Here is a 16,405-nt window from a genome sequence, read left to right as displayed (position 1 = left end):
GCACCGTCGGCGCCGAACACGTCGTCGGTGGCGTCGCTCAGCACGTTGCCGGTGGCGATGGCGCCCTCGGCGACGCTGTTGGTGTCGGCGTTCGCCGTCGGCACGTCGTCGACGACGTCGATGGTGATGGTGCTGGTGATCGTGTTGCCGTTGGCGTCGGTCGCCTGGTAGGTGAAGCTCTCGACGTTGTTGACCGTGTTGGTGCCGTTGTCGGCATCGGCGCCGTCGACCGGTGCGGTCAGCGTGTAGCTGTAGGTGCCGTCGGCATTGAGGGTCAGCGTGCCGTGCGAGCCGGTCGCGCTGCCGACCAGCGCAAAGGTGTAGGGGCCGCTGCCGCCGGAGAGGTTGTCGGCGACCGTGCCGGTCACCGTCTCGGCCGGGCTGGCCGGATTGCTGCCGATCGCCAGTGCTGCTTCATTGACCGTGGCGTCGTCATTGGCGGCCGCCAGGCCGCTGTCCGACAGGGTGATGGTCAGCGTCGTCGTCGACAGGTCGCCGTCGCCGTCCATGATGGTGTAGACGAAGGTGTCGGTGGCGCCGCCGGCCGGCACGGCGTTGGCAAAGCCGTCATAGCTGTAGCTGCCGTTGGCGTTCAGCGTCAGCGTGCCGTAGGTGCCGGCAATGCCGGCGCCGAGGCCGCCGCTCACCGGGCTGGCGGTGTTGCTGCCGGCGGCCACGCCGACAACGCCGCCACCGGCGGCCGCACCGTCGGCGCCGAACACGTCGTCGGTGGCGTCGCTCAGCACGTTGCCGGTGGCGATGGCGCCCTCGGCGACGCTGTTGGTGTCGGCGTTCGCCGTCGGCACGTCGTCGACGACGTCGATGGTGAGTGTATCGTTGGCGCTCTGCCCGTCCTGGTCGGTCAGCACCACTGCAAAGTTCTCGAACAGGCTGTTCTCACCGAGGGCGGTGGGATGCGCCTCATTGTCGAGGAGCGTGTAGGTGTAGCTCACCTGACCTGTCGCGGCATCGTAGGCAGTCACAGCCAGCGTGTTGCCCTCCGGCGTCGTGAACGAGCCCGCCGTGAACACGCCGTTGGTGATGAAGGCCTGACCACCGATCGTCAGCGAGGCAATGCCGTCGGGCGAAGAGATGGTGAAGGTGCCCGTACCGGTCTCGGCCGTGCTTGACGGGTTCGACCCAGGCCCGCCCGGCGTACCGACATTTAACGCCTCTTCATTCACCGTTACGTCGCCGCCACGGGCCTCGGGCGTCAGGTCGGTGATCACCGGCGGTGCATCGCCGATCGAGATTGTCAGTGTCGTGTGCGACAGGTCGCCGTCGCCATCCTTGATGGTGTAGGTGAACACGTCGTCGACGCCGCCGGGCGTGCCGGCATCGCGCGCATAGCTGTAGGTGCCGTCGGCGTTCAGCGTCAGCTTGCCGTAAGTCCCCTGGATCTGCACGCCAAGCGTGCCGCCGTCGTCCAGATCGGAATTCGTCGTGCCGCTCGTGACCCCGACCACCGTCGCACCATCGGCGCCCTGCGTGTCGGCCGCCCCATCAGTCAGGTTGACGTCAACGCCGTCTGTCCCGCCAGCAAGCACATTACCCGTCGCGGGGCCGAACTGACCCGCCGCGATGCTGTCCGTGTCGGCAATCGCCGTCGGCGCGTCGTCGACGATGTTGATGGCCAGGTTGCCTGGCGCTGCCGGATCGCCATCGGCGTCCGTCACCGCGACGGGGAGGTTTACGCTGGTGGTGTCGCCGGAGGTGTTGTCGATGAGCGTATAGGAATAGCTGATCGTGCCCAAGCCGGTCGCGGGATCATAGACATAGCTCGCTGTCAGCGAGCCGGTCGCGTCGGTGAAGGTCTGGGGCACGCCGGTCAGCACATGGCCGCCCAGCGAGACTTCCGACACGCCGTCCGGCGAGCTGAAGCCGATCGTGCCAGAGGTCGTCTCCGAGGTCGCAGGCTCATTCGAGCCATGTGACTCGCCGCTGCGTGCCGGCAGGCCAGCCTCATAGACCGTGGTCGAGGCTACAGGATCAATCGAAGGGGTAGAGTCTTTCTCCCTGACGCCAATCGTCAGTTCGCGCGGCTCCAAACGGCCAAACTGCAAGGCCGTCGGCGGCAGCAATGCCGATAGATCGAACCCATTGCCGATCCCACCGACTGGAACCGCGAAGTTTCCGCCGGCGCTGCCCGGCGTCCCGTTTCCCGGCCCCGCCGAGATCGAGCCGTCGGCGCCGAAGGCAATGTCGACATGGCTTGCTTCAAGCGCCGCCAGCAAGGCGACGCGCGGCACCTCAATGTCGCCGAGAATAAAGGTCGGCACGTTCAGGGCACCGTCCTTGATGACGACCACCGAGCCGTCTGGTTGTTCGAGCAGAAGGTGGCGGCCGTCGACTCGGATATTGTCGATAGCGACGTTGGCCGGAAATCTCACGGTGTTGCCGGCGTCGGCCACATATTCATTCGGCGCCGCAGCCGCTGGTGCATTGGCCGCTGCCGGCGCTTCCGTTTGCACTGCTGCGCCGTTGCCCACATCCGCCGGCACCGGCTCGGCTGCTGCCGGTTGCTCGGTCGAGGCTGCTTGCGCGACCTGGATACCTGCCGCCGATGCCAGGCCGCTGTATTCATTGGAAGCAGAATGTTCGTCCGAGGAACCTGAAACACTGTCCAATTCGATAATGGTCGCCATAGCTGAAACCCCTCCGGTATTTCTCTGGAAGAGACAGCGGTAATCTCGGCTTTGCAACAGTCTGGTAATCTATTCCATATATCCTAATATGCATTTGCCACTATTTTTTACGCATGGTAAATCATATTTATATAACCCTATATATGTTGCCGCAGCAGACCAATTAGCTGGCAATCCTTACGACAATGACGCGGAAAAATAAGTATAAATGTATATAAAAGTTTATACAAAATAGACGTAGCCCTTTTCGATAAAGTTATCCACCTTCCTTTCCAATAATTTGAGACAAGATTGGTAGCGTCCACAGTCAAAGGTGGGCGTTATGAAAAAAGAAAAGGCTGGCCTGGCAACCGGGCTCAAAATGCTCCTGCTAGCGGTCGGCCTTGTCGGCCTGTCGCAGCCAGCACTCGCGAATGCCATTGTGGCGGATGTCGCTGCGGCCGGTGAGCAGCTGGAAAAGGTGCAGGCGCCGCCATGCCTCGGCGGCGTTTCGCTGGCGAGATTTCAGCCTTGGCGGCCTGCTGAAGCTTACCGCACAGATATGTTTCCCGGCAGCTACGGGCTAGCCGTTGCTGATTACGGGGAGGCTCATTCGACGTCGCGAGGCGATGCCGGCATAGATCCTGTGCAGACGGCGGCGATAATCCCCGGTGTGTTCGGATCGGTTGCCTTGTCGATGCGCAACTCTCCCGTCTCGGCGCGCTGGGCACCTGTCTACAGGGCCATCGCCGGCTGCTTCGCGAGCAGTGCGTGCGAGCGCAAGAGCGCTGCTTTTGCCGAGATCGTTAACGCGGTCAAAGACCGGGGGTTCAGCGACAAGCTGTCCTTCGTCAACAGCAGCATAAACCGCGCGATTGCCTACAAGAAAGACAGTGCAGTTTACAGCAGGCTCGACTATTGGGCGAAGCCTTCGGAAATCCTCGAGCGGCGGGCTGGCGACTGTGAGGATTTTGCCATCCTCAAGATGGCGGCTCTGCTGCGGGCCGGTATCCCGGCGCAGAGCATGTCGCTTGTTGTTCTCCAGGATCGCCGCAGAAAATTCTTTCATGCCGTGCTGTCGGTGAGTACGGACAGCGGCACATTCATCCTCGACAGTCTCAACAACACTGTTTTGAAAGACAGCGAACTCCCTGATTATCTGCCGCTGTATTCCTTCAGCACTGACCGGGCGTGGATCCATGGCGCAAAACCAGGGGGCGCGCAAATAGCCGACATCAAGGGCGCTTTCGCAACGGTTGCTCCTGGCGAAGGTTCGGAGCCGGATATGTCCCTGTGAAAATGACGCGAAGCATCGTCAGGATTGAGCTGCACTTGCCCGGAGCGGCAGCTCTAAAGCGCGTTGCATTTGAACGGATTCATGCGACGCGCTTTAAGTTCTTGTTTTTATCCATATAGCAAAACCGCTGCGCACCCTAGGGTCAAGCCCAGGGTCAAGCCCGAGGGCAAGCTTTTGCGCGACATGCATTAGCCGTTGACGAACGCCATCAGCAGCTCCGGTTCGGGTACGGGCGCCCGCACTGCATTCAATTGACCCCGATACCGACGTTCGCCGGCGCCGATGACGAAGCCGCTGGCGATCGGAACTTCGCCATTGGCATCGAGTCGGGCAAAAATGTCGGCGACATTGAGATCCAGCGCCAGCTTGAGATCTTGTCGTGCATCATTGTTTGGTCCGGTCGGCAACTGACGCTTGACCAGTTGCTGGAACGGAGCATTGAAAGTCAGGATCTTCTTCGATGACGCCAAGGCAAAAGCGGGCGAGGGGCAGGCAACCAATATGGCATTGATCGTTCTGATCGATGCAAGCTTTCGCAGGATCAGGTTTTCATCCGCCAGCCCGAGTATGCAGGCCACCCGTATCGCCGACGTCAGATTACCAGTCTTGGTTTGATTTTTGGCGATCTCGTCGATCAGCATGCCGATCGTGCATTTCCTGTTTTCAGCCATCTGCTTCAGCGACATCCAGAAAGCCTTTTCCAGACGAATGCCGCGGCGTATGCCGCCACGCGCGACAACCCGGAACTCCAGCCCGAAATCCTCTCTGGTGATCGGCAGAAGCAACCGATCATGGGTGCTGGGAGGAGAGTTGGCGCTACCGCTCACTCATCGCCTCCTGACGCGCCTTGTTGATCGGCTTCAAAAGGTAACTGAGGATCGTCTTGCGTCCTGTCTTGATGTCGACTGAACAGATCATGCCGGGGATGATCGAATAGGCCTTGCCGTCCCGTTCGAGGGTCGACTTGTCCGTCGCGACACGCACCTGGTAAAAGGGCTCACCCGTTTTCTCGTCGACCAAGCTGTCGGCGGTGATGTTGGAGACCTTGCCTTCGATGCCGCCGAAGATCGAGAAGTCGTAAGCGGTGACTTTTATCAGCGCCTCCTGGTCGGGACGAATGAAAGCGACATCGCGTGGCGAGACGCGCGCTTCGACCAGCAAGGTTTCGGAGGTGGGCACGATGCCTGCCACGACCGAGCCAGGCTGGACGAAGGCGCCAACCGTGTTTAGCTCCAGTGTATTGACGATGCCGTCCACCGGCGAACGGATATCGGTGCGCGCTACCTTGTCAGTGGCCCCGCGAATGGTTTCGTCCACGACCGAAAGCTCGGCCAGCGCCTGCGTCAGTTCATCCAGTGCTTCCTGCTGCAGCTGGAGGCCGAGCTCCTCGACCTGGAGTTGAGCTTCGGTGATTGTTGACCTGATCTTCTTGACTGTCTCGCCGGACAGGTTCAGCTGACCGTTGAGTTCGGTCTGCTCCCGTTCAACCCGGATTTGCTCTGTCCTGGCCATCAGCCCCTTTTTGACCATTGATCCAACCAGTTTTGCCTCTTGGTCACTAACGGCCAGATTCCTGGTGAGGCGTTCGGAATTGGCGGCTGCTTCGTCCAGTTCCTTCTCGCGCTGGTCGAGGCGCGATTTGAGAACCGACAATTTATTGTCGAAGTTTTCGCGCCGGGCCGTGAGAAGCTTTTGTTCATTGTCGCAGATTTGCGGAGCGATCGACTGAATGCCAGCCGGGCACGGAAAGGGCCCTGCGAGATTGCCGCTTTGTTCGTATTTGAGCCTTGCGATTCGCACTTCAAGCGCGCGTGACTTGGCCTGCTGCTCGCCAAGGCTGGACGTATTCAGCGTGTTGTCGAGGCGAATGATCAGGTCGTTTTTCCTGACGACCTGCCCAATCTTGACGGCGATTTCCTGGACGACGCCGGCTTCGCTGGCCTGGATGATTTGGGTCTTGGACGCCGGGATGACCTTGCCGTCGCCGCGTGCGATTTCATCGACTTCGGCAAAAGCTGCCCAAGCAACGAAAACGACGAAGAGCGCTCCTATGATGAATATGGATGCCGACGCGAAAAGCGGCGGACGGTCTTCTCTGGCAAGCATTTCCCCACGCCCCATTATATTGAACTCGTTCAATATAATCTATTTTGATCAGCCACTTTTCTGCAGTGCCTTTACGACTTGTTCCTTTGGTCCGTCTGCAACTATCCTGCCTTGTTCGACAACAATAAGCCGATCCGCCAGCTCAAGCATGCTGTAGCGGTGGGTTGACACGATCAGCGTCGTGTTTCCATCGAAGGCCACTTTGAGCTGTTTGATCAACTGTCTTTCCGAGGCGAGATCCATTGAGCCTGACGGCTCGTCCAGGAAGACGATTTTCGGCTTGGTCAGCAGCAGGCGCGCAATTGCCACCGTCTGTCGCTGCCCCCCCGAGAGATTGGTACCCCGCTCGCCGACATTCATGTCATAGCCGCGCGGGTGGCGAGAGACGAACTCGTCGACACCGGCGGCCTTTGCGGCGTCGATGATTTCCTCATCGGTCGCTTCGGGGCACGCCATCAGGAGATTTTCCTTGATGGTGCCTGAAAACAGATCGCCGGCCTGGGCGACGATTCCTACCGCCGCGCGAACCTCCGACGGGTGGTATTGGCGGATGTCGATGCCGTCGAGCAAAAGCTCTCCCGAGGTCGGAAGGAAAAGCCTGCCGATCAGGCGACCCATCGTTGTCTTGCCGGACCCTATACGGCCGATGATGCCGATCCGTTCTCCCGGTTTCACCGAAAAATTGAGGCCGGTCAGAACCTCGTTTTCCGATCCGGGATAGACGAACCCGACATTCCTGAACACCATCGCACCGTTGCGGATGGGGCGATTGACGAAGCCCACCGTGTCCGGCCGGTCTTCTGGTTGAGCCATGATCGAATTGATGATTCTCAACGAGAGCATGGCTTGCCGCAGTCTCGAAAGCGTGATGGCGATCTGGCCAAGCGGAGCAACCGCGCGGCTTGCCAGCATGACCGTGCCTATTATTGCTCCCGTAGAAATATGGCCTTCCGAGAAGGCATAGGCACCAGCTACGACCAGGGCGACGGTCACAAGCTGCTGTATGGCCTGGGTGATGTTGCCGGCGGCAGCCGAAAGCTGCTTGATCTTTTCCGACGTGTTGGCAGCGTTCTTGGAGTGCTCGCCCCATCTCCGCAGCAGATACGCTTCGGCCCGCAGCGATTTGATCGTCTCCAGCGTCGAAATGGATTCGACCAGCAAGGCCTGGCGCTGAGAAGCCTCGTTCATCGAGGCGGCGACTCGCTTGCCGATACGTCGCTGCGTGATCAGCCCGACGATGACCGACGCCACGAAGGCCAATGCCGGTATGACCACCAGCCAGCCGCCGATCGCATAGATGACCAGAAGAAAGACGAACACAAAAGCCGTATCGATGAAGACGCTGATGGTGTTGGAGGTGAAGAACTCCCTCACGAATTCGTATTGGGTCACGCGATTTGCATATTCACCGGTCGAGCCTGGGCGCGCTGACAGAGACGAGTTGAGGACTTTTTCGAACAGAAGATATGATATTCGCAGATCTGCTTTGCGCCCGGCATAGTCGATGAGAGACGCCCTGGCGGTCTTCAAAAGCAGATCGAACAAAATGACGGCGCCGATGCCGATTGCCAGAACCCACAGCGTTGAAGTTGCCTTGTTCGGCAGGATTCTGTCGTAGACGTTCATGGTGAAGATCGGCGAGGCGATCGCCAGCAGATTGATGAATATCGCCGACAGGACCACTTTCGAATAGGTGCGCCAGAAGGCGCCCATCGTTCCCGTCAGCCAGTGACGCCTTTCTATCTTCGCCGCGGAACCGACCTTCATTCCTTCGGTGGCATTGGCATAGGTTATCGAAAAGGAAACGCCGCCACTGATGACACTGGCGGCAAGCTCGGATTTGGCGATGATCGTGCGGCCATCTTCCTGCGGGGCGGTCGTATATGCGCCGTCTTGCATCTCCGCCAGCAGGGCAACAGGCAACTGGCTGACGCGAAAGAGAATGGCAGGAAGATCGACACGACCGCGCAGAAAATCCCGGTGGCTGAATTCCTGGACCTCGAGACCGATCCGTTCGGCAAGATGCCTGATGTCCTCCACCTCTATTCGCGTCTCTGAAAGCGGAATCCCGGCGAACAGGACCGTTTCGGCGCTCGGTCTGCCGAGATATCCGGCAACAGCCGAAAAGCAGGCCTTGAATGCCTCTTTGGGGGAGAGGATGTTTGGTTGCTGGTTCACGATCTGCCCGCAAGGACTCTCGATCGATCCTTAAACCGAGCTATTTCTTCCTGACCGGGGCGAGGATGTCGAAAGGCAGATCATTTTTCTGTTCCGACGGGGTGCGCGCATAGGTTTCGGTGTCAGCAGTCTCCGGCGTTGCAAACTCGGTCCTGGCATAAGCCGCCGCCTGTTTTGCCGGCTGAAGGTTCATCGTTTTCAGCAGCTGCCCGGTCGCCGCCAGCAGCCGATACTCGGCGAACAGCGATGCGTAGGAGGCAGTATCCGCCAGCGTTGCTGTGTTGAACCGCGTATTTTGCGCATCAAGCACGTCGAGCAGCGAACGCTGTCCGACCTTGAATTGTTCGCGATAGGAGGCGACGAGCCTTTCGCTTGCGGAGGCTTGCTGTCTCAACGTCTTTGCAAGTTCGGCTTGCCGGAAGCGGCGATCCCACGAGGTGCGGACGGCTTCCTCGATTTCACGCAGGACCTGATGCAATCCAAGTCGCTGTTCGCTGGTGCGGCGGATCTGTTCTTGTTCGTTGGCCTTGTCGATACCTCCGCGATAGAGGTTCCAGCGCAGCACGAGCCGCGCTTGCAGGTCGCTGGCGTCGCCGTCGTCGCCATCAATATCATATCCGGCCCGCGCACGGCCTTCCGCAACGATAGCGGGTCCGAATTTGGCCCGGGCTGCATCCACCAGTGAAGCAGCGGCATCTATATCGCTGCTGGCCATGTGAACGCGCGGATTGTTCTCGCGCGCCAGTCCCAGCGCCTCATCAAGCGACCTTGGCAGCGCGCCGCCAACACTCCCTGGCCTTGAGGCGTTCGTCAGCGGCTTGCCGACGGTCTTGAAGAACCGTATTTTGGCCTGTTCCAGCTCTTCGGTGGCTTCCTGCATGCGTGCCTTGGCGGCGAAGAGGCGCTCCTCGGCCTGTTGCCGATCGGCCTCGTTCAACGCACCACCCGCGATGCCTTGCCGGATATCGCCGAGAATCCCCTGATGGAAGCCCAGGTTCTTTTTCGCCTCTGAAACGATCGAGGCCTGCAGCATGTATTCAAGATAATCCTGAACGACGGAGAGCCCGATGAATTCAGATCGCTCCAGTACCCTGAAAGAAGCCCCATCGACCCGCGACGCCTGATGGTTCAGTTCGGCCCGTCTTGCTCCACTGTCATAGAGCGTTTGCGATATCACGACACCCGCTTCCGCCGGATAGAGCGCGTCATCCTCTGTGGAGAGCGCTCGTCGGGACGAATTGTCGAGGCGACGGGCTCCCGCAGATGCCTCGAGATCGATGCTGGGAAGATAGAGCCCTTTCGCTTGACGCAGTTCGAATTCGATTGCTTCGCGGTTTTCGATCGCTTGGCCGATCTCTGGATTGGACTCGACGGCTACGGCCATCGCTTCCTTGAGCGTGAGGGCACTAGCGCTCCCGCAAGCCAGCATCGAAAATGTGAAGAGCAGGCCAAGGCGCTTGCCAATGGCCACTTTGATTGTCGTATTCATGGTCTACCCCACCCACGCTTCTTGCCTGGTGCTTTTTGTACGGCCAAGCCTTCTCACCGAAGCTTTGACAAGTTATCCGATAAATTCTTCGAATACGTGAGTGTTTATTGATTTAGCACCGGCTTTAAATAGGGTCTGGGCCATAAAGTTTCGGGGATGTAGCAAAAATGGCACATAAACGGGCGGCTCGCCACGGTTGTGGGCTGCGCCTGCGCCTGTGATCAATGCTGTTCGCCGCCTTCCTTAAGCTTCGCGCAATCTTTGCAGCCTATTCTGCTTATCGATTGGCGAGGGAACATGACGCGCAAGTCGCTACTGCTTTTTGCCTTTCCGGCTCTCATTCTTCTCATTCTGGCAGGGGAGCGAGCAGCGACGTTCCTGCTGGGAAGCTATCCGGCCAGCCCTGCCATGTGGCGGATCTGGCTTGAACTGCGCCCTTTGGCGACGATGTTCTGGCAGCAGGTCGACCTTTATCTGGGCGGTTCAATGGTCCTTGATGCCGCCATCCTGACCGCCGCATCGATCCTCTGCTGGATGGCTTGCCGGACGCGAAAATCGGCCGCGTTCTTCTTCCTTGCCAACCACGCCGCTCTGCTTTTCGCCGGGTTGATGATGGCTTCGAGCAGCCATTCTGAAACGGCGAGCACGATTGCGGCATTCACCGCACCCAGCGGCCACCCATTCTCGCTGATCCTCGATTTCACCTGGCAGAACAGCCTGGTACTGTTTCTGGGCACTGCAGCCTGCGCCTACTGTCATGTTGCGTTTCTCGGCGAAGCGCGACAGCGTTCCCGAGCCCTCGCCGTACGGCTTATTGCTCTGCAGCGGGATTTGTAGGACCCGGGGCACGCCGGTGCCTTCTCGATTAGCCGAACCTTCCCTCCACTTCGTCATCCTAGGGCGGAGCAAGGAGCGAAGCGACGCGGCGCAGACCCTGGATCCATTCCGTGACATCAGCCGAAGAATGCAGCGGCCCAGAACCGAACCCTACCACCCCGTTCCGCGAAAAAGCTCGAACCACTCTGGATTGGTCTTCTCGATCAGCTCGATCTTCCATTGGCGCGGCCAGCGCTTCAGCGACTTCTCGCGCTGGATGGCGTCGCGAATGTCGAAATGTTCCTCGTACCAGACCAGCCGCTGCACGCCGTAGCGGCTGGTGAAGCGCGAGGCTTGGCCGGATTTGTGCTCCGGCATGCGGCGGCCGAGATCATTGGTGACGCCGATGTAGATCGTGCCGCGCTTCTGGCTCGCGGTCATATAGGCATAGCCGGTCATGGCTGAAGGGTAACGAGCGCAGTTGCGGATACAAGCGCCGTTCTGAGCCGTTGCATTGTTCGGCAGAGGTAACGGCATGGATCCTAGGGTCTGCGCCGCGTCGCTTCGCTCCTTGCTTCGCCTTAGGATGACGAAGGCGCGGGGGCTTGCGGCTAATCGCCAGCGTCAGAGAACGCGGCTGAAGGCCGGCCTACAGCGACCGTCCACGGTCGCTTTCAGGCTAAGAACCAAATCCTCTGTGCAGAGGAACTATTTGATTTTCTTGTAATGGACCTTGCCGTCAGGCTGCACGATGCGCTGGTAGGACGAGTTTGGGGGAGGGGGCGGCGCCGCGATCCTCTTTTTGGGCGGGCGCGGCGCTTCGTCGATACTGGGTTCGGTCGCTTCTTCGAGATCGGTGGCTGCTTCCGCCATGGTGCTGGTCGTGATCACGGAAGGCTCCGCGATGCTCGACATGTCGTCGTCACTGTCCAGGGGCAGCTCCTGTTCAAGCCGGGCAATGCTGCCTTTGACTTCGTTGAAGCTGCCCTGCAGTTGACTGTCCAGTTTTTCAAACCGGCTTTGGAAGCCGTTGTTGACCGTATCGAGCCGGGCCGCGATCCGTTGCTCGAATGATCCGAGCTGTTCCAGCCGCCGTTCGACAAGGCGCAGATCGTTGATGCCGCGGTAGAAATAGACCGCGGCCGCTATGTTCACCGCCGTGATCAGCAAGGCGCCGACGGCGACAACGCCGAGCATCCTTGCATTGCTCGGTTTCCCAACTGCAGCTTGCTCTTCAGTGTGGGTTGCCGGCCCAATGTCGATTGCCGGTATATCCGGGTCGCTGATCATCGTCATTGGACCACCACCTTTGCGCCGACCGAGACGCGCTTGAAAAGATCGATCACATCGGTGTTGGTAAGACGGAAACATCCCGATGTTCCGTCGAAGCCGATGCCCTTGGGATCGTTGGTGCCGTGGATGCGGTAGAGCGTGTCGCGCCCGTCCCGCAGCAGATAGAGTGCCCTGGCGCCGAGTGGATTGTAGGGACCGGCGGGCACCATTTCCGGCAGCTCCGGCTGGCGGGCGCGCATTTCCCTGGGCGGGCGCCATTCCGGCCATTCCGTTTTCGCCCCGACCTTGACGATGCCGGTCCAGCCAAAGCCGTCGCGTCCGACGCTGATCTGGTAGCGCAGCGCCTGGCCCTGCCGGGTGACTAGATAAAGCGCCTTCTCGTCCTTGCGGATGATGATCGTGCCGACCCGTTCCGCGGTTTGGAGAGCAACCGCCTTGCGCAGGCTGGGGCCCATTGCCGGCAGCGGCGGCCGGTCCGACAACGCAGATCGGGCATGGGCGAATTCCCAGACCGGCATCCCCAAGGCCAGGCCGATGATGCAGGCGCCGGCAAGCCTCGGGACGATGCGATATCTACCGTGCAGCGTCATCGAGCCGCTCTTTGAACATCCGCTTCAGGTCCTTGTTGAAGCGCGCCCGCCCGTCCACTTCGGAAGGCAGGATGGCCCGATTCAGCGCGTCGGTGAGCAGCGCATTGTCGAGGCCGACCGACTTGATGTGCGGCGCCTTGAATATCTTCTCGAGTTCGCTGCGCGAAAAGTGGTTGCCGAACCATTTGCGCTTATGCTTGTTGGCGACCAGCGTGATGCTCACCGAATTGCCGCGCAGTTCGCGGATCTTCGTGTAGAGCCGCTTGCCTTGCCGCAGCGAGGCGACGTTGAGCTCGAAGACGATGAAGATCTCGTCGCTCGTCGAAAGCACGGAATTCTGCCAGGGGGTTTCGATATTCGGCAGGTCGATGACGATGTCGTCGAACCGGTAGGCGACGAGGTCCAGCAGCCGGAACACGAAATCGGCGCCCTGCGGCTCAAACGGCAGTTGCGGCCTCTCGAATGAATAGAGGGTCAGGCCGGACGGGCGAGAGAGCCTGATGACGTCCATCAGTTCGACATCGAGCCTTTCCGGCTGGCCGATGATGCCGGCCAGGTCGAACTGGTTGAACAGGTTGAGATAGGCGCCGCAATTGGCGCTCTGGAAATCGAGGTCGACGAGGCAGGTCGAAGCCGCACGTTCGGTGGATTTCGACGCCAGGAATTCCGCCGCCGACAGAGCGAGCGTCGTGGCGCCGGCGCCGCCGCTGGCGCTGATGAAAGTGATGATGCGGCTCTTGGTGCCCTGGTTGCCGGTGTCGTGGAAGGTGACCGCGTTCAGCAGTTCCTTGGCATCGAGCGGCTTGTGCAGCCAATCCGAGGCGTTCATGCGAACCAGGATGCGCGTCTGTTCGGATGTCAATTCGTCGGAGACCGCGATCAGCGGCACCGTCGTCCACAAGGCGCGCGCCGCGACTATTCCGGGCTGGCCGAGCAACTCGCCATGGCCAAGGTCGAGGATGACGATGCCCGGGCGCGTCTCGGGTGGCGGGCCGTTGAGGAAGTCAGCCGTCTCGGAAATCCTGACATCGTAAATGGCCAGCGCGTCCAGCCGCGTCGCCACCTGGCGCTTGAACTGTGGATCCGACGAGAATAGGGCCACTTGCTTTCGTTTGGTCGGCAGAACCTTGGTGTTGATGGCATTCATGACGCGGTACTCTTCAGGTCTTCGCCCGTGACCGTGCTCAGCATGGAGGGCATGGTGATGTCCGCAAACCCCATCAGCCCTTGCAAAAAGAAGAACTGGAAGGTCCGGTTCTGAAGGCTGACGGTGATTGTCGGCACCGGTCCGCCGAACCGAGTCTGGTAGCCCAGGCCGGTGGCGGAATAGGCGATGACGACATTGTCGCGCCGCAGGCCAGGAAAGAAATGACACATACCCGGCCGCTGGTCTGTCGCCAACGCGGGACAGGCGTCGTCATTAGTGACTGCCGTATCGCCGCGGAAGATGCGACTGAAATTGGCAGCATTGAATGTGCCGCCATTGCTGCAAGCCCCTGTGCCGGCGGTATATGCGCAGACGAAGGGTCCATAAGCGGCGGCCACCACCGGCGCGCCCGGTGTCGTCGTCGGTGCGGCTGTAGCTAGCGCGGTGGCAACCGGATCGGAAATAGACGCCAGGCGCGCGCCTAACTGGACGGCCTTGGTGGCGGCGTTCCATTGATAGAAGGCATGGCCGAAATCGACGAAACCGAGAACAAGGGCAAACAGCAGCGTCGCCACGATGGTCATTTCTACCATCGCCGCGCCGTCTTCCGATTTCGCAAAACGCTTGATCATGATCAGAATCGGATCAACCGCTCCTCGTGAGAGCCGGTCAGCGTGATCGGACCGATTCCGATGAACGACAGCATGCCGACGCCGGTATATGGATAGTTGCCGGCCGCTCGGACGATGCAGACTTGTGCCGTGGTGGAGCGATATTGGGTGACGCCATTGACGACGGCGGGGCGACAGGAAGCGGGGGCGGCGATGGTCACCGTCGCATTGGATGTCACACCCGATTTCTCCCAGTCGCTGATGCGTGGAGTGCCTGACCCTGCCGCATTGCCGAACACCGCGATGTTTGCTGCGATATCGGCGCAGTCGATCGCAGTGAACCCAGGGTAGCTAGTATATAGTTGGCTGTTGCAGCGCGCGGCAAAGCGTGCCGCGTCCGACAGGCCGGCCTCCATCAGCAGCTTGTTGTGGATCAGATTGCCGAACTCGAACACGCCCGCCGACAGGATCAGCATCAGCGGCGTGATCAGCGTCATTTCGACGAGCACCGCACCACGGCTGTCGCGTCGAAATCTGTCGAGGTGGCGGCATAGCGTTCGGATCATCGCCATCACCGGTAAAGCTGGACTTCGTCGCGAAGGAAATTGTCGAGCGTGCCCTGGCCGCCGCGTCCGGTGATGTCGACAAGTTCAACCATCACCGACGCATCATCCGATGGTGACGCAACCGGTTCAGTGAGGAAGAAGCTGCCGAAGGCTTCGACCGGCAGATTGGTGCTGTGGCCGGACAGGCCGTTGCCCGCAGCTTCGAGTGCAGCGCAGTTCAGGATCGCGCCATAAAGCAACCGACGATCAACTGAGGTGACGGGCGGTTGGCAAGCTGCCGACGGGGTTCCAATCTCTCCACCTGTCGACGCGGTGCCCACCAACCCGGCCGATATCTCGTAACGGTAGACCTCATAGCGCGTCGGCTTGGTTGTATCCCATGACGATGGATAGGAGGCGGAACCGAAGTTGGTGCTCCAATAGCCGGAAAAATTCCAATCTCCGTCGCCCATCCTGCCGCCCTGATACGGCGTTGTCGCATCGCGCGGAAGGCCCATTGTTCCAACTTCGGTGAACGAAAGCTGGTTCATGGCGGCGCATTGATTGACGCTACCTGTGGTCTGTATAGCCCCTTTTCGGACATTGGCGGCCGGACCGTATTCAGCACTATCGAAGTGGTTACCGTTGGCTCCAATTCCGAAACGAACGTTGAAGGCGTCCTGCACCGGGCCGGCGTTCTGACCGGTCTTGGTGGTAACGTTCGCGGAGTTGTAACAGCCAATCGGCCTGGATGTCGCGATCGTCTGGGCGAGGGCTTGAGCGCCGTTCCCCACATCAGCTGGGGGCTCGAGGAAGCCGAAATTACCTGGACCAGCAGCAGCCCCATTTCCAACTTTCCGCAGTTCGATCAACCGACGATGGACAGCCGGATTGGAAACAGCCTGCTCAAGTGTGTACCCGCCAGCCGCATTGGTCCCGTTCACCATCTCATAGGGGTTGCACATGAAGACCGGCGTAAAATCGCAGACGCCGGAGGTGAAGCCCGCCACGGCGACTGCCCCGACATTGAAACTGTTGCTGGCGCCGGATGACAGGAAGGAAGCCGGAAAGATCGCGGCAAATCCGACCGGGGTTACCGTGACTTCCACAAAACGGGCAAGCCTGGCGTCGTTCAGTTCGTCGGTGATCACATTGGCCGCCACGATCGGGAGATTGTCGGTGGCCGGCAACGAGCGAAGATAGCGACGCGTTACTCCGCCGGCAGCTAGCGTTTGAGGCGGGCCGGAGGTCGAGAAGGTGTATCGATTGCGTACCAGCGTAGCGATCGCCCTGTCAGCACGGGTGATAGCGCTCGACGTCCCATCCAGTTCAGCCGCGCCTGCTAGGGCAAACGCATCAGCTCCCTTCTGAAGATCATTGTGCAGGTTGTTGACCCGGCTCATGTCAATCGCCAGCAGGGAAAAACCGATGATTGCCGGCAGCATGATGCTGACCAGTATCAGCGCTATTCCTCTCTGATCGTGCCAGAACGCGCGAACAATCCGCAGCATGGCCTTACTCTTAGCTCCCCTGACGCCAGTCGCTTTGCCTGGCGCTGAACCCGCATCCTTTTGTTTAATCCGCGGTGTCGCCGACATTGACCGTTATGGCCGGTGGTGGCGGTGGTGGTGGTGGAAATTTGTAATTCTGGGCAACAGCGGCAGCGCGCGCGCCATCGCCTTCGATCGTCGTGTTCCTGGACGCCGGAT

14 protein-coding genes are annotated in these 16,405 nt (G+C 60.0%); 2 read left to right on the top strand and 12 right to left on the bottom strand.

Translation table 11 applies throughout. The features are described from left to right. The coding region (locus EOC93_RS27720) for a VCBS domain-containing protein (RefSeq protein WP_206532281.1) at positions 1-2,645 on the bottom strand (2,645 nt) is incomplete at its 3' end. A gap of 322 nt (positions 2,646-2,967) precedes the next feature. Here EOC93_RS27720 and EOC93_RS27715 point away from each other — a divergent pair. Further along, positions 2,968-3,921, top strand: coding sequence for a transglutaminase-like cysteine peptidase (locus EOC93_RS27715; RefSeq protein ID WP_127206210.1), 954 nt, complete (start codon positions 2,968-2,970; stop codon positions 3,919-3,921). A 188-nt stretch (positions 3,922-4,109) separates the two neighbouring features. On the opposite strand, the gene EOC93_RS27710 is transcribed toward EOC93_RS27715, so the two are convergent. From EOC93_RS27710 to EOC93_RS27695, 4 genes are read right to left on the bottom strand one after another with little or no spacing between them, the layout of a single operon-like run. Next, a complete protein-coding gene (locus tag EOC93_RS27710) occupies positions 4,110-4,748 on the bottom strand; it encodes a ribbon-helix-helix domain-containing protein (RefSeq protein WP_127206209.1) in 639 nt (212 codons plus the stop codon). Beyond that, entirely contained in the window at positions 4,738-6,027 is a 1,290-nt protein-coding gene (locus EOC93_RS27705; RefSeq protein WP_127206208.1) for an HlyD family type I secretion periplasmic adaptor subunit, read from the bottom strand. Before EOC93_RS27705 ends, EOC93_RS27710 begins: the two co-directional genes overlap by 11 nt. A 48-nt stretch (positions 6,028-6,075) precedes the next feature. Further along, positions 6,076-8,205: a type I secretion system permease/ATPase gene (locus tag EOC93_RS27700; RefSeq protein WP_127206207.1), complete on the bottom strand. Its 2,130-nt coding sequence runs from the start codon at positions 8,203-8,205 to the stop codon at positions 6,076-6,078. Between the two features lie 40 nt (positions 8,206-8,245). Beyond that, positions 8,246-9,694: a TolC family protein gene (locus EOC93_RS27695; protein WP_126104684.1), complete on the bottom strand. Its 1,449-nt coding sequence runs from the start codon at positions 9,692-9,694 to the stop codon at positions 8,246-8,248. A gap of 297 nt (positions 9,695-9,991) precedes the next feature. On the opposite strand from EOC93_RS27695, the gene EOC93_RS27690 reads away from it, so the two are divergent. Continuing rightward, a complete protein-coding gene (locus EOC93_RS27690) occupies positions 9,992-10,531 on the top strand; it encodes a hypothetical protein (RefSeq protein WP_126104685.1) in 540 nt (179 codons plus the stop codon). A gap of 150 nt (positions 10,532-10,681) precedes the next feature. On the opposite strand, the gene EOC93_RS27685 is transcribed toward EOC93_RS27690, so the two are convergent. From EOC93_RS27685 to EOC93_RS27655, 7 genes are all read right to left on the bottom strand, one after another. Then, entirely contained in the window at positions 10,682-10,969 is a 288-nt protein-coding gene (locus EOC93_RS27685; protein ID WP_127206206.1) for a GIY-YIG nuclease family protein, read from the bottom strand. 249 nt (positions 10,970-11,218) lie between these two features. Further along, positions 11,219-11,806, bottom strand: a complete 588-nt coding sequence (locus EOC93_RS27680) for a hypothetical protein (RefSeq protein WP_127206205.1) — start codon at positions 11,804-11,806, stop codon at positions 11,219-11,221. Next, positions 11,803-12,393, bottom strand: a complete 591-nt coding sequence (locus EOC93_RS27675) for a L,D-transpeptidase (protein ID WP_127206204.1) — start codon at positions 12,391-12,393, stop codon at positions 11,803-11,805. The genes EOC93_RS27680 and EOC93_RS27675 overlap by 4 nt, the downstream gene beginning before the upstream one ends. Then, entirely contained in the window at positions 12,377-13,540 is a 1,164-nt protein-coding gene (locus EOC93_RS27670) for an AAA family ATPase (protein WP_127206203.1), read from the bottom strand. Before EOC93_RS27670 ends, EOC93_RS27675 begins: the two co-directional genes overlap by 17 nt. Further along, positions 13,537-14,172: a TadE/TadG family type IV pilus assembly protein gene (locus tag EOC93_RS27665; protein WP_127206202.1), complete on the bottom strand. Its 636-nt coding sequence runs from the start codon at positions 14,170-14,172 to the stop codon at positions 13,537-13,539. Before EOC93_RS27665 ends, EOC93_RS27670 begins: the two co-directional genes overlap by 4 nt. Positions 14,173-14,174: 2 nt before the next feature. Next, positions 14,175-14,717: a TadE/TadG family type IV pilus assembly protein gene (locus EOC93_RS27660; protein ID WP_245461559.1), complete on the bottom strand. Its 543-nt coding sequence runs from the start codon at positions 14,715-14,717 to the stop codon at positions 14,175-14,177. Between the two features lie 5 nt (positions 14,718-14,722). Further along, positions 14,723-16,207 carry a pilus assembly protein TadG-related protein gene (locus tag EOC93_RS27655; protein WP_127206200.1) on the bottom strand — a complete coding sequence of 495 codons (1,485 nt, stop codon included), beginning with the start codon at positions 16,205-16,207 and terminating at the stop codon, positions 14,723-14,725. Between the last annotated feature and the right edge of the window lie 198 nt (positions 16,208-16,405).

It is taken from the genome of Mesorhizobium sp. M6A.T.Ce.TU.002.03.1.1, from assembly GCF_003997275.1.
Lineage (GTDB): Bacteria > Pseudomonadota > Alphaproteobacteria > Rhizobiales > Rhizobiaceae > Mesorhizobium > Mesorhizobium mediterraneum.
Note: the sequence above shows the minus strand (reverse complement) of the source record. Positions and strands in the feature narration are given on the sequence as shown.

Bases quoted from the DNA above. Each gene is read 5' to 3' on its own strand.
- EOC93_RS27715 (WP_127206210.1), top strand. From the start codon at position 2,968: ATGAAAAAAGAAAAGGCTGGCCTGGCAACCGGGCTCAAAATGCTCCTG.
- EOC93_RS27705 (WP_127206208.1), bottom strand. From the start codon at position 6,027: ATGCTTGCCAGAGAAGACCGTCCGCCGCTTTTCGCGTCGGCATCCATA.
- EOC93_RS27695 (WP_126104684.1), bottom strand. From the start codon at position 9,694: ATGAATACGACAATCAAAGTGGCCATTGGCAAGCGCCTTGGCCTGCTC.
- EOC93_RS27690 (WP_126104685.1), top strand. From the start codon at position 9,992: ATGACGCGCAAGTCGCTACTGCTTTTTGCCTTTCCGGCTCTCATTCTT.
- EOC93_RS27685 (WP_127206206.1), bottom strand. From the start codon at position 10,969: ATGACCGGCTATGCCTATATGACCGCGAGCCAGAAGCGCGGCACGATC.
- EOC93_RS27680 (WP_127206205.1), bottom strand. From the start codon at position 11,806: ATGACGATGATCAGCGACCCGGATATACCGGCAATCGACATTGGGCCG.
- EOC93_RS27675 (WP_127206204.1), bottom strand. From the start codon at position 12,393: ATGACGCTGCACGGTAGATATCGCATCGTCCCGAGGCTTGCCGGCGCC.
- EOC93_RS27670 (WP_127206203.1), bottom strand. From the start codon at position 13,540: ATGAATGCCATCAACACCAAGGTTCTGCCGACCAAACGAAAGCAAGTG.
- EOC93_RS27665 (WP_127206202.1), bottom strand. From the start codon at position 14,172: ATGATCAAGCGTTTTGCGAAATCGGAAGACGGCGCGGCGATGGTAGAA.
- EOC93_RS27660 (WP_245461559.1), bottom strand. From the start codon at position 14,717: ATGATCCGAACGCTATGCCGCCACCTCGACAGATTTCGACGCGACAGC.
- EOC93_RS27655 (WP_127206200.1), bottom strand. From the start codon at position 16,207: ATGCTGCGGATTGTTCGCGCGTTCTGGCACGATCAGAGAGGAATAGCG.